Source organism: Streptomyces sp. NBC_00459, from assembly GCF_036013955.1.
Classification (GTDB): Bacteria; Actinomycetota; Actinomycetes; order Streptomycetales; family Streptomycetaceae; genus Streptomyces.
On the sequence record NZ_CP107903.1, the window covers coordinates 4,137,060 to 4,152,211 of the forward strand.

Here is a 15,152-nt window from a genome sequence, read left to right on the forward strand (position 1 = left end):
GTAAAAACACAGCAGTGCCAGAGCCTTCACAGGCCTTGGGGCGTCAGCGCTCCGTCAGCCGCTGGCTCAGCCACTCCAGCGAACCGGGGATCTCCCGCCGCCAGGTGTTGAAGTTGTGGCCGCCGCTCTCCAGGACGATCGTCGAGATCCTGGTCGGTGCCTTCGTCTTGACGAGGTCCACGAACCGCATCGTCGGACCGTAGTTGGCCTCTCCGTGCCTGCTGGTGGTGACCAGCAGGGAGACGTCCGGCGGCGGCATGTGCTTGATGTACCACTCCAGGTCCGCGTGGCGCTTCAGCTTCTTGTCACCCTGGAAGAGGTCTCCCGTGGTGGCGTCGATCGGCGCCTTGTAGGACGGCGACAGCCCCACCGCCGCCGTGTACACGCCCGGGTGGTGCATCGCGAGCTTCAGCGCGCAGTACCCGCCCGTCGAGTCGCCGATGATGCCCCAGCTGCCCGGCCTCGGCCCCACCCGGTAGTGGCCGGCGACGGCCGTCGGCAGGTCCCGCGCGAAGAACGTCTCCGTCTGCGGCCCGCCCGGCACGTCCACGCACTCGGTGTCCCGGGGCGGCGCCACGGTCGGCCGCAGCATCACCAGGATCATCGGCTGTGCCCTGCCCTCCCGCGCCAGCTCGTGCGCGGTGTTCGGGAAGTCGAGCTTGCTGACGAGGGCCTTGGCGGTCCCCGGATAGCCGGTCAGTACGACGACCACCGGGAAGGTGCGCTTCGCGTACTGCGGCTGGAAGTACTCCGGTGGCAGATAGACGTACGCCGGAGAGGTGATCCCCGTCTTCTTGCCGACGACGCCGATCTTCTGGATCTGGCCGCCGACCCTGGGCAGATGGCCGCCCGGCACACTCACCGACTGGGTGGACAGCACCTGGAAACCGCCGTGCGCCCCGGTGCTGTGGTCGACGACCACTCCCTGGTCGGTCTCCTTGCCCAGGAGGTCGTCCCAGGAGGCGTAGAAGCCGAAACTCTGGTTGACGGCGAGACCGACCGAGGCGAACACCGCGACCTGGGTGGCCAGCAGCAGCACCGTCCGGCCGCCGACGGCCCGCCAGTTGGGGCGCGCCAGCCGGGGCCAGAACACGATCGTGCCGATGAACAGCAGTGCGGCGGCCAGGATCGCCAGCGCCAGCACTGTCTTGCTCGTGAGACCCATGACTGCAGTCGCCCACTCTCTTCGCCGGCGACCCGCGCGCTTCCTTCACTGCGGCTTGCCCCGGGCTTTGGATGTCCTTTGATACGGCTTTCCACGGGGGAGTGAACCTCTTCCCCTGAGACACCGTCCTAGAGGGCGCAATGTCGCCGGATGCCGGATTGGCTCCGGATTCCAGGTCTCTCGCAGAACTACGGGATGCGATGTCTGTCAGGATAGATGGGGAAATGTCGGGCGAGGTTCCGGGACGATCAAGCCGAGTGCGGCGCATACTGCGCGGCCCGCGTCCCGAGGCCGTCCCCGCCGTCGTCGCCCGGGCCTGTGCGCTGGTGGGTCTGGTCGACATCGCCGCGGGAGTCTTCCCGCGCTTCAGGCACAGCCGGATGCACACGATCGCGGAGGTGCTGCCCGGCGCGCTCGGCCCGTTCGCCGCCGCGCTCTCGCTCAGCACCGGCGTCCTCCTGCTGCTCCTCGCGCACGGCCTCAGGCGCCGCAAGCGCCGCGCCTGGCGCGCCGCCGTGGCCCTGCTGCCGGCCGGCGCCGTGGCCCAGTTCACCTACCGGCACTCGATCGTCGGGCTCGTCATCTCCGTACTCCTGCTGGTGGTGCTCCTGCGCCACCGCACCGAGTTCGAGGCGCTGCCCGACCCGCGCAGCCGCTGGCGCGCACTCACCAACTTCGTTCTGATGAGCGCCGGTTCACTCGCGCTCGGGCTGGTCATAGTGGGCGCGCACAGCGACCGCATGTACGGCGACCCGAGCCTCGCCGACCGCATCACCCACGTCCTGTACGGCCTGTTCGGCTTCGAGGGCCCCGTCGACTACGACGGACCCACCTCCTGGACGGTCGGCTTCTCGCTCGGCGCCCTCGGCCTGCTCACCGCCCTCACCACCATCTACTTCGCCTTCCGGCCCGAACACCCGGCCGCACACCTGACCCCGGAGGACGAGGACCGGCTGCGCGTACTCCTCGACAAGCACGGCCGCCGCGACTCCCTCGGCCACTTCGCGCTCCGCCGCGACAAGGCGGTCGTCTTCTCCCCCAGCGGCAAGGCCGCCGTCACCTACCGCGTCGTCTCCGGCGTGATGCTCGCCAGCGGCGACCCGATCGGCGACGTGGAGGCATGGCCGGGCGCCATCGAACGCTTCATGGACGAGGCCAAGGCCCACTCCTGGACCCCTGCCGTCATGGGCTGCTCCGAGACCGGCGGCGAGGTCTGGACCCGCGAGACCGGACTCGACGCCCTCGAACTGGGCGACGAGGCGGTGGTGGACGTCGCGGATTTCTCCCTCTCCGGGCGCGCGATGCGCAACGTGCGCCAGATGGTCAAGCGCATCGAACGCGCGGGCTACGAAACCCGGGTACGGCGCATCCGTGACGTCGGGGAGACCGAGCTGGAGCGCATCCGGCTCGCCGCGGAGGCCTGGCGCGGCACCGACACCGAGCGCGGCTTCTCCATGGCGCTGGGCCGCATCGGCGACCCTGACGACGGCGACTGCCTGATCGCCACCGCCCACAAGGCGGACGACCAGCCGGGCCCGTACGGCGACCTGAAGGCGATCCTGCACTTCGTGCCCTGGGGCACCGACGGCGTCTCCCTGGACCTGATGCGCCGCGACCGGGCGGCCGACCCCGGCATGAACGAACTGCTCATCGTGGCCGCCCTGGAAGCCGCCCCCCGCCTCGGCGTCGCCCGCGTATCCCTCAACTTCGCCATGTTCCGCTCGGCGCTGGCCCGCGGCGAGAAGATCGGCGCCGGACCCGTCCTGCGCGCCTGGCGCGGCCTCCTCGTCTTCCTCTCCCGCTGGTTCCAGATCGAGTCCCTGTACAAGTTCAACGCCAAGTTCCGCCCCCGCTGGGAGCCGCGCTTCGTGGTCTACCGCACCTCCAGCGACCTGCCCCGCATCGGCCTCGCCGCGATGCAGGCAGAGGGCTTCGTGACCCTGGCCCTCCCGCCCTTCCTCCGCCGCCGCACCGCGGCCCGCCGCCCGTGCGCCCACGCGGCGGCGGACAGAGGGACGACAGTGCGCGCGGTGTGAGGCGGTGACGCGGACGAGCCCACGCATTGCGTTTCGACCGAGCCGCGAATGTTCTCTCCCCCCGAGCCGACGATGTCTTTTCGACCGAGCCGATTAACAAACCGAGACGGGTGGGTGGGTGGGAAACAAATACCCCAAGCCACAACGCACCCGCACCAAAGAACCCGCCCAACCGCCGGGGGCCTACGCTGAACGCATGAACAACCACAGCGGACGCGGCCGCGTCAGCGGCCTCCCGGCCTGGGACCGCTGCGCGGTCATGGGCGTCGTGAACGTGACCCCGGACTCCTTCTCCGACGGGGGCCGCTGGTTCGACACGACCAACGCCGTCAAGCACGGCCTCGACCTGGTCACCGAGGGTGCCGACCTGGTCGACGTCGGCGGTGAGTCCACCCGCCCCGGCGCCACCCGCGTCGACGAGGCCGAGGAACTCAAGCGCGTCGTCCCCGTGGTCCGCGGCCTCGCCGCCGAGGGCATCACCGTCTCCGTCGACACCATGCGCGCCTCGGTCGCCGAACAGGCCCTCGCGGCCGGCGCCGCACTTGTCAACGACGTCAGCGGCGGCCTCGCGGACCCCGCGATGATCCCTGTCGTCGCGGCCTCGGGCGCCCCCTTCGTCGTCATGCACTGGCGCGGCTTCCTGGAGGGCGGCAACGTCAAGGGCGCGTACGCGGACGTCGTCTCCGAGGTCGTCGACGAACTGCACGCGCGCGTGGACGCCGTACTGGCCGGAGGTGTCGCCCCCGACCGGATCGTCGTCGACCCGGGCCTCGGCTTCTCCAAGGACGCCGATCACGACCTGGCCCTCCTGGCCCACCTCGACCGTCTGCACGGCCTGGGTCACCCCCTCCTGGTCGCCGCGTCCCGGAAACGGTTCCTGGGCCGCGTACTGGCCGGCCCCGAGGGCGCCCCGCCGCCCGCGCGGGAGCGCGACGCGGCCACCGCCGCCGTCTCCGCGCTCGCCGCCCACCAGGGCGCCTGGGCGGTCCGCGTGCACGAGGTCCGCGCCACCGCCGACGCCGTACGGGTCGCCCGCGCGGTCGAGGAGGCCCGCGGCGCGGAAGCGGTCCGCAGCGCCGAGGGAGCCCGGTGAGCGCGCCCCACACCGACGTCGAGCAGGTCGAACTCGCCAACACCGCCTTCTACGAGGCGCTGGAACAGGGCGACTTCGACGAGTTGTCCACGCTCTGGCTCACCCCCGCCGACCTGGGCGTCGACGAGGAGTACCACGACCCGGCGGAGACCGGCGTGATCTCCTGTGTGCACCCGGGCTGGCCGGTGCTGACCGGACGCGGCGAGGTGCTCCGCTCCTACGCGTTGATCATGGCCAACACCGAGTACATCCAGTTCTTCCTGACCGACGTGCATGTCTCCGTCACCGGCGACACCGCCCTGGTGACCTGCACCGAGAACATCCTCAGCGGCGGCCCGGCCCCCGAGGACAGCGACGAGCTGGGGCCGCTGGTCGGCCAGCTGGTCGTCGCCACCAACGTGTTCCGCCGCACCCCCGTCGGCTGGAAACTCTGGGCGCACCACGCCTCCCCGGTCCTCTCGGAGAACGACGAGGACGACGGCGAGGCCGACGACACACCCTCCTGACATCGTCCTGACCCGAACGCGGCCGAAAGTGGTTGGAATCACGAACACGGGGTAAGTGCGGCTACCAGCCCGTGAGCAGCCGTGTTCCCACGGGGAAACGCCCGATGAACCCTCCTGGTCATCACATGGACCGGCCCCTCGTGGGGCGGGCACTGTCAGTGCTCGCGGGTAGATTCGGAAACGGCTGCCCGGGTCGACCGCACCCGGCCCGAAGCGGCCGTCAACGACGATTGCAGGAGTGATTCGCGTGGATCGTGTCGCGCTGCGCGGCCTGAGGGCCCGGGGACACCACGGCGTGTTCCCGCAGGAGCGGGAAGAGGGCCAGACCTTCGTCGTGGACCTCTCCCTCGGCCTGGACACCCGTCCGGCCGCCGCCGACGACGATCTGGCGAAAACCGTGCACTACGGCATCGTGGCGGAGGAGGTCGTGGCCGTCGTCGAGGGCGAGCCCGTCGACCTCATAGAGACGCTCGCCGAGCGCATCGCGCAGGTCTGTCTGAAGCACCAGGGGGTCCAGGAGGTCGAGGTGTGCGTCCACAAACCGGGCGCGCCGATCACGGTCCCCTTCGACGACGTGACCATCACCATCACCCGGAGCCGAGTATGACCGCCTCGTTCACCGAGAGTCACAGCGACCCGACCGTCCAGCCGGTGCCCGCCTCCGTGGTGCGGCAGGTGGACGCCGCCGACACCACCCTGCACAACCCGAAACGCGCCGTCATCTCCCTCGGTTCGAACCTCGGCAACCGTCTGGAGACCATCCAGGGGGCCATCGACGCCCTGGAGGACACCCCTGGCGTCCGCATCAAGGCGGTCTCCCCCGTCTACGAGACGGAGCCGTGGGGCGTCCCGGAGGGCAGCCAGCCGTCGTACTTCAACGCGGTGGTCGTCCTGAAGACGACGCTGCCCCCGTCCTCGCTCCTGGAGCGCGCCCACGCGGTCGAGGACGCCTTCCACCGCGTCCGCGAGGAACGCTGGGGCCCGCGCACGATCGACGTCGACATCGTCGCGTACGCCGACGAGGTCTCCGACGACCCGTCCCTCACCCTCCCCCACCCGCGCGCCCATGAGCGGGCCTTCGTCCTCGCCCCCTGGCACGACGTGGACCCCGAGGCCCAGCTGCCCGGCCGCGGCCCGGTGGCCGCGCTCCTGGAGACCGTCGCCCTGGAAGGTGTCGCGCCCCGCACCGACCTGGAACTCCAGCTGCCGGAATAGCCGTTAAGGTCATGTCGACCGCAGGTCGGCGGTCCGGTCCGGGGAGCTGAAGGGACACCGTGAGAGAGCTGCGCGTCAAGATGCTGGCCGGCGTGTTCGTCATCGCCGGGGTGCTCTCCTGGGCGGGCGCCCGGCTGTGGAACTCGGTGGGGACGCTTCCCAGCGTCCCGCTGGCCGCCCCCGTCGTCCTCGCCCTGATCGCCGCGGTCCTGCTGGCCACGGCCCTCTCCCTCCGCGCCCGCCTCAAGGCCCAGCGCGACCGGCGCCCCGGCGCCAAGGGCGTCGACCCCCTGATGGCCGCCCGCGCTGTCGTCTTCGGCCAGGCCAGCGCCCTGGTCGCCGCCCTGGTCGCCGGGATGTACGGCGGCACGGGCGTCTTCCTCCTGGAGTCCCTGGACATCCCGGCCCGCCGCGACCAGGCCATCTATGCCGGCTTCTCGGTCCTCGCCGGAATCGGCGTCATCGCGGCCGCCTTCTTCCTTGAGCGCGTCTGCAAGCTCCCGGAGGACGACGACAACAACGCGAGCACCGCCCCGGCCTCGTAAGCAGGCCTGGCGATGGACGCCCCAAAGGGGCGCGGGGCTCTGCTTGATTTGCGGCCACCGCCGCGCGGGCGCGACCAGCCACGACGAGCCCGCCGCCGATCCACCGGCCTGCCCGCGGAGCGCTCAGCGGGCCATGATCAGACTCATCGCCTCGTTCCGGGTGGCCGGATCCCGTAGCTGACCACGCACCGCCGACGTTATGGTCTTCGCGCCCGGCTTCCGAACGCCTCGCATCGACATGCACATGTGCTCGCACTCGACGACGACGATCACGCCTCGCGGCTCCAGGATCTTCATCAGGGAGTCGGCGACCTGTGTGGTGAGCCGCTCCTGCACCTGTGGCCGACGGGCGTAGACGTCCACGAGCCGGGCCAGCTTCGACAACCCGGTGATCTTGCCGTCGGCAGACGGGATATAGCCGACGTGGGCGACCCCCACGAACGGCACCAGATGATGCTCACAGTTGCTGAGGACCTCGATGTCCTTCACGAGCACCATCTCGTCGTGCCCCAGGTCGAACGTCGTCGTCAGAACGTCCTCGGGCCTCTGCCACAACCCCGCGAATATCTCCCGGTACGCCCGCGCCACCCGCGCCGGCGTCTCCCTCAGCCCCTCGCGGTCCGGGTCCTCGCCCACGGCGATCAGTAGTTCGCGTACGGCGTTCTCGGCCCGCTTCTCGTCGAAGTCGCCGATCGTGCCCTCGCCGTCCAGCGTCACGGGGTCGGTCATCTGGTGCCTCGTTCCTGTCCCTGTCACGCGTGTGGACCACGCGTCGCACGTGCGGGCATACCGAAATGCCGCGCCCCCCAGGCTAGGTCCTGGGGGGCGCGGCATCCATTCCGGGCCCACTGAGCGGAAGGGGGCAGGAGAGCCGGGATCAGCTCTCGGTGCGTTCCTCCGGCACCGGCTCCGTCGCGGGGACGGACTCGGTGGCTCCGGCCTTGGCGGTGATCGCCGGCGCCGAGCCGTTGGTCCCGTTCGTCAGCGACAGCTCCTTGGGGGAGAGCACCGGCGGGCGGGTGGACGGCGTACGGCGGGAGGAGCCGGTCCACGCGGGGCGGGCCGGGCGCTTGATGATCGGAGTGAAGATCTCGGCGATCTGCTCCTTGCTCAGCGTCTCCTTCTCCAGCAGCTGGAGCACCAGCGCGTCGAGGACATCGCGGTTCTCGACCAGGATCTCCCAGGCCTCGTTGTGCGCGTTCTCGATGAGCTTCTTGACCTCTTCGTCGACGAGCGCGGCGACCTCTTCCGAGTAGTCGCGCGGGTGCGACATCTCCCGGCCCAGGAAGGGCTCGGTGTTGTCGCCGCCGAACTTGATCGCGCCGAGGCGCTCGGTCATGCCGTACTGCGTGACCATCGCGCGGGCCGTTGCCGTGGCCTTCTCGATGTCGTTCGCGGCACCCGTCGTCGGGTCGTGGAAGACCAGCTCCTCCGCCGCCCGGCCGCCCAGCATGTAGGCCAGCTGGTCGAGCATCTCGTTGCGGGTGGTGGAGTACTTGTCCTCGTCCGGGAGCACCATCGTGTAACCGAGGGCCCGGCCGCGGGACAGGATCGTGATCTTGTGGACCGGGTCGGAGTTCGGGGAGGCCGCCGCGACCAGGGCGTGGCCGCCCTCGTGGTACGCGGTGATCTTCTTTTCCTTCTCCGACATGATCCGGGTCCGCTTCTGCGGGCCCGCCACGACGCGGTCGATGGCCTCGTCGAGCGACGCGTTGTCGACCAGCTTCTTGTCGCTGCGGGCGGTGAGCAGCGCGGCCTCGTTGAGGACGTTGCTCAGGTCCGCGCCGGTGAAGCCCGGCGTGCGACGGGCGACCGCCGACAGATCGACGTCCGGAGCGACCGGCTTGCCCTTCTGGTGAACCTTGAGGATCTCCAGACGGCCGAGCATGTCCGGGCGGTCGACCGCGATCTGGCGGTCGAATCGGCCGGGACGCAGCAGCGCCGGGTCGAGGATGTCGGGCCGGTTGGTGGCGGCGATGAGAATCACACCGCCCTTGACGTCGAATCCGTCCATCTCGACGAGCAGCTGGTTGAGCGTCTGCTCGCGCTCGTCGTGACCGCCGCCGAGGCCGGCGCCGCGATGGCGGCCGACCGCGTCGATCTCGTCGACGAAGACGATCGCCGGGGCGTTCGCCTTGGCCTGCTCGAAGAGGTCACGGACCCGGGAGGCACCGACACCGACGAACATCTCGACGAAGTCGGAACCCGAGATCGAGTAGAACGGAACGCCCGCCTCGCCCGCGACAGCACGTGCGAGCAGCGTCTTGCCCGTACCGGGAGGCCCGTAGAGGAGCACGCCCTTCGGGATCTTGGCGCCGACGGCCTGGAACTTGGCCGGCTCCTGCAGGAACTCCTTGATCTCGTGGAGTTCCTCGACCGCCTCGTCCGCGCCCGCCACGTCGGCGAACGTCGTCTTCGGGGTGTCCTTGGTGATGAGCTTGGCCTTGGACTTCCCGAACTGCATGACCCGGGAGCCGCCGCCCTGCATCTGGTTCATCAGGAACAGGAACACGACGACGATGAGGACGAAGGGGAGCAGCGACAGCAGGATGCCGACGAAAGCGTTCTGCTTGGTCGGAGAGACCGTGTAGCCGTCCGGAATCTGCTTGTTCTGGAATTTGTCCTGGAGAGTGTTCGCCAGGTTGACGCCCTGATCGCCGATGTAGCTCGCCTGGATCTTCGAGCTGCCCTCGACCTTCTGGCCGTCCTTGAGCTGGACCTTGATGACCTGTTCGTCACCGGTGGTGATCTTGGCCTGCTCGACCTTGTTGTCGTTGATCGCCTGGACGACCTGGCCTGTGTCCACCGTCTTGTAGCCGCCGGACGAGCCGACGACCTGCATCAACACGACCACGGCAAGGACGGCCAGCACGATCCACATGACCGGCCCACGGAAGTATCGCTTCACGTCCATCCATACGGAGCGGTGCCGCCCCGTCCCTCCTGCCATAGTGAGTTTGACAAAGACTGTTCTAAGAACTGCTCTTCGGACGGTACCCCAGCATTGTCACCCGAAAGCGCACGGGCTGGCTGTCAATACCGTCCACGCCTGCTCCAACGGCGGGAAGGCCGCCGGGGTTCCCGGACGTCCCACAGGACTCGCCCTTTGGCTCAGCGGCCTCGGGACTCAGCCGCCGTAGACGTGGGGCGCGAGCGTACCGACGAACGGAAGGTTCCGGTACTTCTCCGCGTAGTCGAGGCCGTAGCCGATCACGAACTCGTTCGGGATGTCGAAGCCGACCCACTCCACGTCGATGGCGACCTTCGCGGCCTCCGGCTTGCGCAGCAGGGTGCAGATCTTCAGCGACTCGGGCTCGCGCGAGCCGAGGTTGGAGATCAGCCAGGACAGGGTCAGCCCGGAGTCGATGATGTCCTCGACGATGAGGACGTGCTTGCCCTTGATGTCGGTGTCGAGGTCCTTGAGGATCCGCACCACACCGGAGGACTGGGTGCCCGCGCCGTACGACGACACGGCCATCCAGTCCATGGTGAGGGGGGTGGACAGCGCCCGGGCCAGGTCGGCCATGACCATCACCGCGCCCTTGAGGACACCGACGATCAGCAGGTCCTTGCCCGCGTACTCCGCGTCGATCTTCGCGGCCAGTTCGACCAGCTTCGCGTCGATCTCTTCCTTGGTGATGAGTACCGACTTGAGGTCGGCACCCATGTCTTTCGCGTCCACCCGCATCACTTTCGGTCGCCCGTCGCCATTCGCACGGCTCGCCGACCCCTGCCCCGCCCCGAAGGGGGGTGAGATTCAGCCTTGCCGAATCACCAGTCTGCCACCCTGCCGCTGGGCGACGACCCGGCCGGGGAGATTGATGGCTCCCTGACCTCGCCAGCCGGTGATCAACCGGTCGACTTCCTCGATGTGGCGGGCGAACAGCGAACCGGCCGGAGCGCCCGCCTCGATGGCGGCGCTGCGCAGGATGCGGCGGCGTACGGCGGGCGGCAGCGCGTACAGCTTGGCGCACTCCAGGAGGCCCGCCGTGTCCCGTACCGAGGCCTCGGCCTGGCGGGCCCAGGTGTCGAGGGCGTCGGCGTCGTCGCGGGAGAGCTGGGCCGTGCGGGCGAGGGCCTCGACGACACCCTTGCCGAGGGCTTTCTCCAGGGCGGGCAGTCCCTCGTGGCGCAGCCGGGACCGGGTGTAGGCCGGGTCGGCGTTGTGCGGGTCGTCCCACACCGGGAGGGACTGGACCATGCACGCCTTGCGGGCGGTCTGCCGGTCGAGCTGGAGGAAGGGCCGGCGGTAGCGGTCGGGAGCGCCCGGCCGCCCGGAGACGGCCGCCATCCCGGACAGTGAGCGGATGCCGGAACCACGGGCGAGGCCCAGCAGTACGGTCTCGGCCTGGTCGTCGCGGGTGTGGCCGAGGAGGACCGCGGTGGCGCCATGACGTTCGGCCGCGGCGTCGAGGGCGCTGTAGCGGGCGTCGCGGGCGGCGGCCTCGGGGCCGCCCTCACGGCCGACGGCGACGGCGATCGACTCGACCGGGGCGAGGCCGAGTTCGGTCAGGCGCAGGACGACCTCGTCGGCGCGTAGGTCGGAGCCGGGCTGCAGACCGTGGTCGACGGTGACGCCGCCGGCGCGCAGACCGAGTTTGGGCGCTTCGAACGCGAGAGCGGAGGCGAGCGCCATGGAGTCGGCGCCGCCGGAGCACGCCACGAGGACGAGCGGGGCGGACTCGCCGGGGGTGGTGGGGGCGGGGAGGAGACTGTCGGGCGAGGTGTGCGCGGTCAGGATGTCGTGGAGAGCGCGGCGAACCGCCAGGCGTATCGCCGCGACCGCAGGATGGGGACCCATGTCCGGTTCCCTTCATGAAGTTTTCGGGGGGTGAGCCGACTTCGGTCACTCAGAGTGTGTAGATGGTGACAGAAACGGGGCGTTCCCCGAGCATTGCACGCCTACTCATGCTCCACGGTCCCTCGGACGGGTGATTGAAGGGGCGTTCACCTGCCGTCGGCCGGATTCATTCACCACGTATTCCAAGGGCTCACTGGTCCGCCTTGCGGTGCACCCGCGCGACCCAGTCCGCCGGTTTGGCGATCTCCGCCTTCGTAGGAAGCGTGTTCGGGGAGGTCCACACGCGGTTGAAGCCGTCCATGCCGACCTGGCCGACAACGGCACTGACGAACCGTTCGCCGTCCCGGTACTGCCTGAGTTTGGCGTCCAGACCCAGCAGCTTGCGCAGCGCGAGATCCAGCCGTGAGGCACCCTTGGCCCGCCGTTGCTGGAACTTCTCCCGGATCTCCGCCACGGACGGCACCACCGCGGGGCCCACACCGTCCATCACGAAGTCGGCGTGCCCCTCCAGGAGGGACATGACGGCGGTCAGCCGGCCGAGGATCTCCCGCTGGGCCGGTGTCTGCACCAACTCCACCAGGGAGCGCCCGCCGTCGTCCTCCTCGCCCTCGGGCCTGCCGCCCGCGAGGGACTGAGCGGCCTCCCTGATGCGCTCCAGGAACGTCATGGGGTCGACGTCCGTCTCCCCCAAGAACGACTGGATTTCGCCCTCAAGATGGTCGCGCAGCCAGGGCACGCCCGTGAACTGGGTGCGGTGCGTCTCCTCGTGCAGACACACCCAGAGCCTGAAGTCGTGGGGCTGTACGTCGAGTTCGCGCTCCACATGGACGATGTTCGGCGCGACGAGGAGCAGCCGGCCGCCGCCGTTCGCGCCCGCCGGGAGTTCGCGGGTGGCCGGGGCGAAGGTCTCGTACTGGCCGAGCACGCGGGACGACAGGAACGACAGGAGCATCCCCAGTTCGACGCCGGTGACCTTGCCGCCGACCGCGCCGAGGACGGCTCCGCCCGGTGAACTCCCGCGCCGGTCCTGCATCTTGTCCAGCAGGGGCTTGAGCACCTCGCGGAACCCGGCGACGTTCGCCCGTACCCAGCCTGGACGGTCGACGACGAGTACGGGGGTGTCGTGGGCGGCGTCGCCTCCCATCCGGGTGAAGCCCCGGACGTGTTCCTCCGAGGCCTTCGCGTGCCGGCGCAGCTCCGCGACGATGGCCCGGGCCTCGTCACGGCTCACCTCTGGTCCCGGCCGTACCAGCCGGGTCGCGGTCGCCACCGCGAGATTCCAGTCGACCATCCCAGCAGATGCAGCACCACCGATGCTCGTCATGCGTCAACCGTACGTGAGGGGTCCCTCCGGGGGCAGGGCAGTGAGGTCGGCAGGGCCCGGGCCGATGGTTCGGCACCCGGCCCTGTCGGCACAGCCGGTCAGCCGCAGCCGCAGGACGCCAATGCCGTCGCCGTGCGGTCCAGGGCCGCCTGGGCCTCCGTCTTGCTGGTGGTGTCGGCAGCCAGGAAAGCGAAGGCCAGGAGGCGGCCGTCCCGGTCGACGACCGTGCCCGCCAGGGCGTTCACGCCGGTCAGGGTGCCTGTCTTGGCCCGTACGACACCTGCCGCGCCGTCCGTGTAGCGGGCGCTCAGGGTGCCCGTGAAGCCTGCCACCGGGAGGCCCGTGAGGGCCGCGCGGAGTTCGGGGTGGGACGGGTCGCCGGCCTTGGCCAGGAGGGCCGTGAGGAGGTTCGGGGTGAGCAGGTCGGCGCGGTTCAGACCGCTGCCGTCCGCGAAACGGGTGCCGGACATGGGCAGTCCGAGCTTCGCCAGCTGGGTACGGATGGCCCGGGCGCCGCCCGCGAAGTCGGGCCGGACGCCCGTGGCGAGCGCGGTCTGGCGGGCGAGGGCCTCCGCGAGGTCGTTGTCGCTGTTGGTCAGCATGCGCTCGACGAGGGCGGAGAGCGGCGGCGAGGAGACCTTCGCGAGGGTGGTCGCGCGGCCCGTGGCCTTGGAGGGGCCGGGGGAGGTCGTCCTGATGCCGTGCTTCGCCAGCAGGGTCGCGAAGGTGCGGGCCGCGTCCACCGCCGGCTCGGTGCTGCGGTCGGCCGTTCCACTGGTCGAGTCGTTCAGGCGGGCCTCGTCGGCCATCAGCGCGCTGACCAGGGCGATGTTGCCGCCGTTGTCGGCCCCGATCGGGTGGAGTTCCGGGCCCGCGTAGAGCGTGGTGTCGTACGACAGCGTCACCTGGCGTACGCCGCGCTTCTTCAGGGCGGCGGCCGTCGAGTCGGCCAGGGTGCGCAGGCTCGCCCAGCCCTCCGGGTCCGTACGGGCCGTCAGGGTGGGGTCACCGCCGCCGACCAGGACCAGTTCGTTGGTGTCGGGCTCCAGGGCGGCCCGGGTGGTGAGCCGGTGGTCGGCGCCCATGGCGGAGAGCGCGGCGACGGCCGTGGCGATCTTCGTGGTCGAGGCCGGGACGAGCGCCTCGTCGGCCCCCAGGCCGTACAGGCGCTTCCCGGTGGCTACGTCGACGACGGCGGCCGTCCGGCGGGTGCCGAGCGCGGGGTTCTTCAGGAGCGGGTCCAGGACGGTCGCGAGGGCCCTTCCGCCGGGTGCCGCCCGCAGGGTTCCGGTGGCGCTGCCGAGGCCGGTCAGCACGGAGGGGGCGCTCGGCGCGGGTGCGGGCGCTCCGGCCGACGTACCCGAGGTGGCGGAGGTGTCGGACGTACCGGAATTACGACCGTGATCTGTCCCACCGGATCGCTCCTGGACGGCCGCCCAGTCCCGCTCGGCCGTACGCTGGCCGGAGGAGTCCCAGGGGCCGGCCGCGGTCACCACGCCGGCGGTCAACGCCAGTCCGGCGGTGGCGGCGCCTGCGGTGTACTGCCAGGTCCGGACCGTGTTCGGCATCGACAACGGCAGTATCTTCAGGTTGCCCGGCTTCGGCAGACCGGCGAGCTTCGGGGCCACCGCCCGTGTGATCCGCGCGACCCGCGGTTTCACGGCGGCTGTGGCTCGTCCGGCTCGTTCGAGTTGCGGTCTCACCGTCGCCGTCGCTCGTCCGAGTCGCGGTTTCACAGCCGCGCCGACCCGTCCGAGCTGGGGTTTCACCGTTGCCGCGGCTCGGGTGAGACGGGGTCCCACGGTTCGCGCGAGCCGCGCCATCCGTGGCCTCGCGGCCCGCCAAGGCCTCAGCTCTGGCACGACCACCAGCCCCTTTCGCGATCACACACCTGCGTGAGGGACACTTAACCACCAGAACTATGTGCTGATCATGGAGGAGCCACCGGTGGAGTTCGACGTCACGATCGAGATTCCGAAGGGTTCACGGAACAAGTACGAGGTGGACCACGAGACCGGTCGGATCCGTCTGGACCGTCGCCTCTTCACCTCGACGAGTTACCCGGCCGACTACGGCTTCGTCGAGAACACCCTCGGCGAGGACGGCGACCCGCTGGACGCGCTGGTCATCCTGGACGAGCCGACGTTCCCGGGCTGTCTCATCCAGTGCCGCGCGATCGGCATGTTCCGGATGACGGACGAGGCCGGCGGCGACGACAAGCTGCTGTGCGTGCCCGCGCACGACCCGCGCGTGGAGCACCTGCGGGACATCCACCACGTGTCGGAGTTCGACCGTCTGGAGATCCAGCACTTCTTCGAGGTCTACAAGGACCTTGAGCCCGGCAAGTCCGTCGAGGGCGCCAACTGGGTGGGCCGCGCCGACGCCGAGGCCGAGATCGAGCGGTCGTACAAGCGACTCAAGGAGCAGGGCGGCCACTGAGGTTCCCTGGCTCTGCGGACACCGTTGA

General features: G+C 70.1%; 14 protein-coding genes. 7 read left to right on the forward strand and 7 right to left on the reverse strand.

Annotated elements, in window-relative coordinates:
* Nucleotides 1–43 precede the first annotated feature (43 nt).
* Nucleotides 44–1,165 carry an alpha/beta hydrolase gene (locus OHN74_RS18065; protein ID WP_327695577.1) on the reverse strand — a complete coding sequence of 374 codons (1,122 nt, stop codon included), beginning with the start codon at nt 1,163–1,165 and terminating at the stop codon, nt 44–46.
* Between the two features lie 224 nt (nt 1,166–1,389).
* Between OHN74_RS18065 and OHN74_RS18070 the strand changes: the two genes are divergently transcribed.
* The 6 genes from OHN74_RS18070 to OHN74_RS18095 all read left to right on the forward strand — a co-directional run bounded on the left by OHN74_RS18070 (nt 1,390) and on the right by OHN74_RS18095 (nt 6,560).
* Complete coding sequence (locus OHN74_RS18070) at nt 1,390–3,201, forward strand: phosphatidylglycerol lysyltransferase domain-containing protein (protein WP_327695578.1); 1,812 nt, start codon at nt 1,390–1,392, stop codon at nt 3,199–3,201.
* A gap of 196 nt (nt 3,202–3,397) precedes the next feature.
* Nucleotides 3,398–4,294 carry a dihydropteroate synthase gene (gene folP, locus OHN74_RS18075; protein WP_327695579.1) on the forward strand — a complete coding sequence of 299 codons (897 nt, stop codon included), beginning with the start codon at nt 3,398–3,400 and terminating at the stop codon, nt 4,292–4,294.
* Nucleotides 4,291–4,800: a nuclear transport factor 2 family protein gene (locus tag OHN74_RS18080; RefSeq protein WP_327695580.1), complete on the forward strand. Its 510-nt coding sequence runs from the start codon at nt 4,291–4,293 to the stop codon at nt 4,798–4,800. The genes folP and OHN74_RS18080 overlap by 4 nt, the downstream gene beginning before the upstream one ends.
* A gap of 247 nt (nt 4,801–5,047) precedes the next feature.
* On the forward strand, nt 5,048–5,407 hold the full coding sequence (gene folB, locus OHN74_RS18085) for a dihydroneopterin aldolase (protein WP_327695581.1): 360 nt from the start codon (nt 5,048–5,050) through the stop codon (nt 5,405–5,407).
* The gene (gene folK, locus OHN74_RS18090; RefSeq protein WP_327695582.1) at nt 5,404–6,015 is read left to right on the forward strand and encodes a 2-amino-4-hydroxy-6-hydroxymethyldihydropteridine diphosphokinase; all 612 of its coding nucleotides are present in this window, start codon (nt 5,404–5,406) and stop codon (nt 6,013–6,015) included. The genes folB and folK overlap by 4 nt, the downstream gene beginning before the upstream one ends.
* Before the next feature lie 59 nt (nt 6,016–6,074).
* Entirely contained in the window at nt 6,075–6,560 is a 486-nt protein-coding gene (locus tag OHN74_RS18095) for a DUF3180 domain-containing protein (RefSeq protein WP_327695583.1), read from the forward strand.
* Between the two features lie 123 nt (nt 6,561–6,683).
* Here OHN74_RS18095 and folE read toward each other — a convergent pair whose 3' ends face one another.
* The 6 genes from folE to dacB form a co-directional block, all read right to left on the reverse strand.
* Nucleotides 6,684–7,289, reverse strand: a complete 606-nt coding sequence (gene folE, locus OHN74_RS18100; RefSeq protein ID WP_327695584.1) for a GTP cyclohydrolase I FolE — start codon at nt 7,287–7,289, stop codon at nt 6,684–6,686.
* Nucleotides 7,290–7,437: 148 nt separating this feature from the next.
* Complete coding sequence (gene ftsH, locus OHN74_RS18105) at nt 7,438–9,474, reverse strand: ATP-dependent zinc metalloprotease FtsH (RefSeq protein ID WP_327695585.1); 2,037 nt, start codon at nt 9,472–9,474, stop codon at nt 7,438–7,440.
* Nucleotides 9,475–9,687: 213 nt separating this feature from the next.
* Nucleotides 9,688–10,248, reverse strand: coding sequence for a hypoxanthine phosphoribosyltransferase (gene hpt, locus OHN74_RS18110; protein WP_044471976.1), 561 nt, complete (start codon nt 10,246–10,248; stop codon nt 9,688–9,690).
* Nucleotides 10,249–10,317: 69 nt separating this feature from the next.
* Nucleotides 10,318–11,361, reverse strand: coding sequence for a tRNA lysidine(34) synthetase TilS (tilS, locus tag OHN74_RS18115; RefSeq protein WP_327695586.1), 1,044 nt, complete (start codon nt 11,359–11,361; stop codon nt 10,318–10,320).
* 190 nt (nt 11,362–11,551) lie between these two features.
* On the reverse strand, nt 11,552–12,685 hold the full coding sequence (locus tag OHN74_RS18120) for a zinc-dependent metalloprotease (RefSeq protein WP_327695587.1): 1,134 nt from the start codon (nt 12,683–12,685) through the stop codon (nt 11,552–11,554).
* 98 nt (nt 12,686–12,783) lie between these two features.
* Complete coding sequence (gene dacB / locus OHN74_RS18125) at nt 12,784–14,508, reverse strand: D-alanyl-D-alanine carboxypeptidase/D-alanyl-D-alanine endopeptidase (protein ID WP_443060559.1); 1,725 nt, start codon at nt 14,506–14,508, stop codon at nt 12,784–12,786.
* Between the two features lie 124 nt (nt 14,509–14,632).
* Here dacB and OHN74_RS18130 point away from each other — a divergent pair, with 124 nt between their 5' ends.
* Nucleotides 14,633–15,124: an inorganic diphosphatase gene (locus OHN74_RS18130; RefSeq protein WP_053746895.1), complete on the forward strand. Its 492-nt coding sequence runs from the start codon at nt 14,633–14,635 to the stop codon at nt 15,122–15,124.
* The last annotated feature ends 28 nt before the right edge of the window (nt 15,125–15,152 follow it).

Bases quoted from the DNA above. Each gene is read 5' to 3' on its own strand.
- OHN74_RS18065 (WP_327695577.1), bottom strand. From the start codon at position 1,165: ATGGGTCTCACGAGCAAGACAGTGCTGGCGCTGGCGATCCTGGCCGCC.
- OHN74_RS18070 (WP_327695578.1), top strand. From the start codon at position 1,390: ATGTCGGGCGAGGTTCCGGGACGATCAAGCCGAGTGCGGCGCATACTG.
- folP (WP_327695579.1), top strand. From the start codon at position 3,398: ATGAACAACCACAGCGGACGCGGCCGCGTCAGCGGCCTCCCGGCCTGG.
- folK (WP_327695582.1), top strand. From the start codon at position 5,404: ATGACCGCCTCGTTCACCGAGAGTCACAGCGACCCGACCGTCCAGCCG.
- folE (WP_327695584.1), bottom strand. From the start codon at position 7,289: ATGACCGACCCCGTGACGCTGGACGGCGAGGGCACGATCGGCGACTTC.
- ftsH (WP_327695585.1), bottom strand. From the start codon at position 9,474: ATGGACGTGAAGCGATACTTCCGTGGGCCGGTCATGTGGATCGTGCTG.
- hpt (WP_044471976.1), bottom strand. From the start codon at position 10,248: ATGCGGGTGGACGCGAAAGACATGGGTGCCGACCTCAAGTCGGTACTC.
- tilS (WP_327695586.1), bottom strand. From the start codon at position 11,361: ATGGGTCCCCATCCTGCGGTCGCGGCGATACGCCTGGCGGTTCGCCGC.
- OHN74_RS18120 (WP_327695587.1), bottom strand. From the start codon at position 12,685: ATGACGAGCATCGGTGGTGCTGCATCTGCTGGGATGGTCGACTGGAAT.
- dacB (WP_443060559.1), bottom strand. From the start codon at position 14,508: ATGGCGCGGCTCGCGCGAACCGTGGGACCCCGTCTCACCCGAGCCGCG.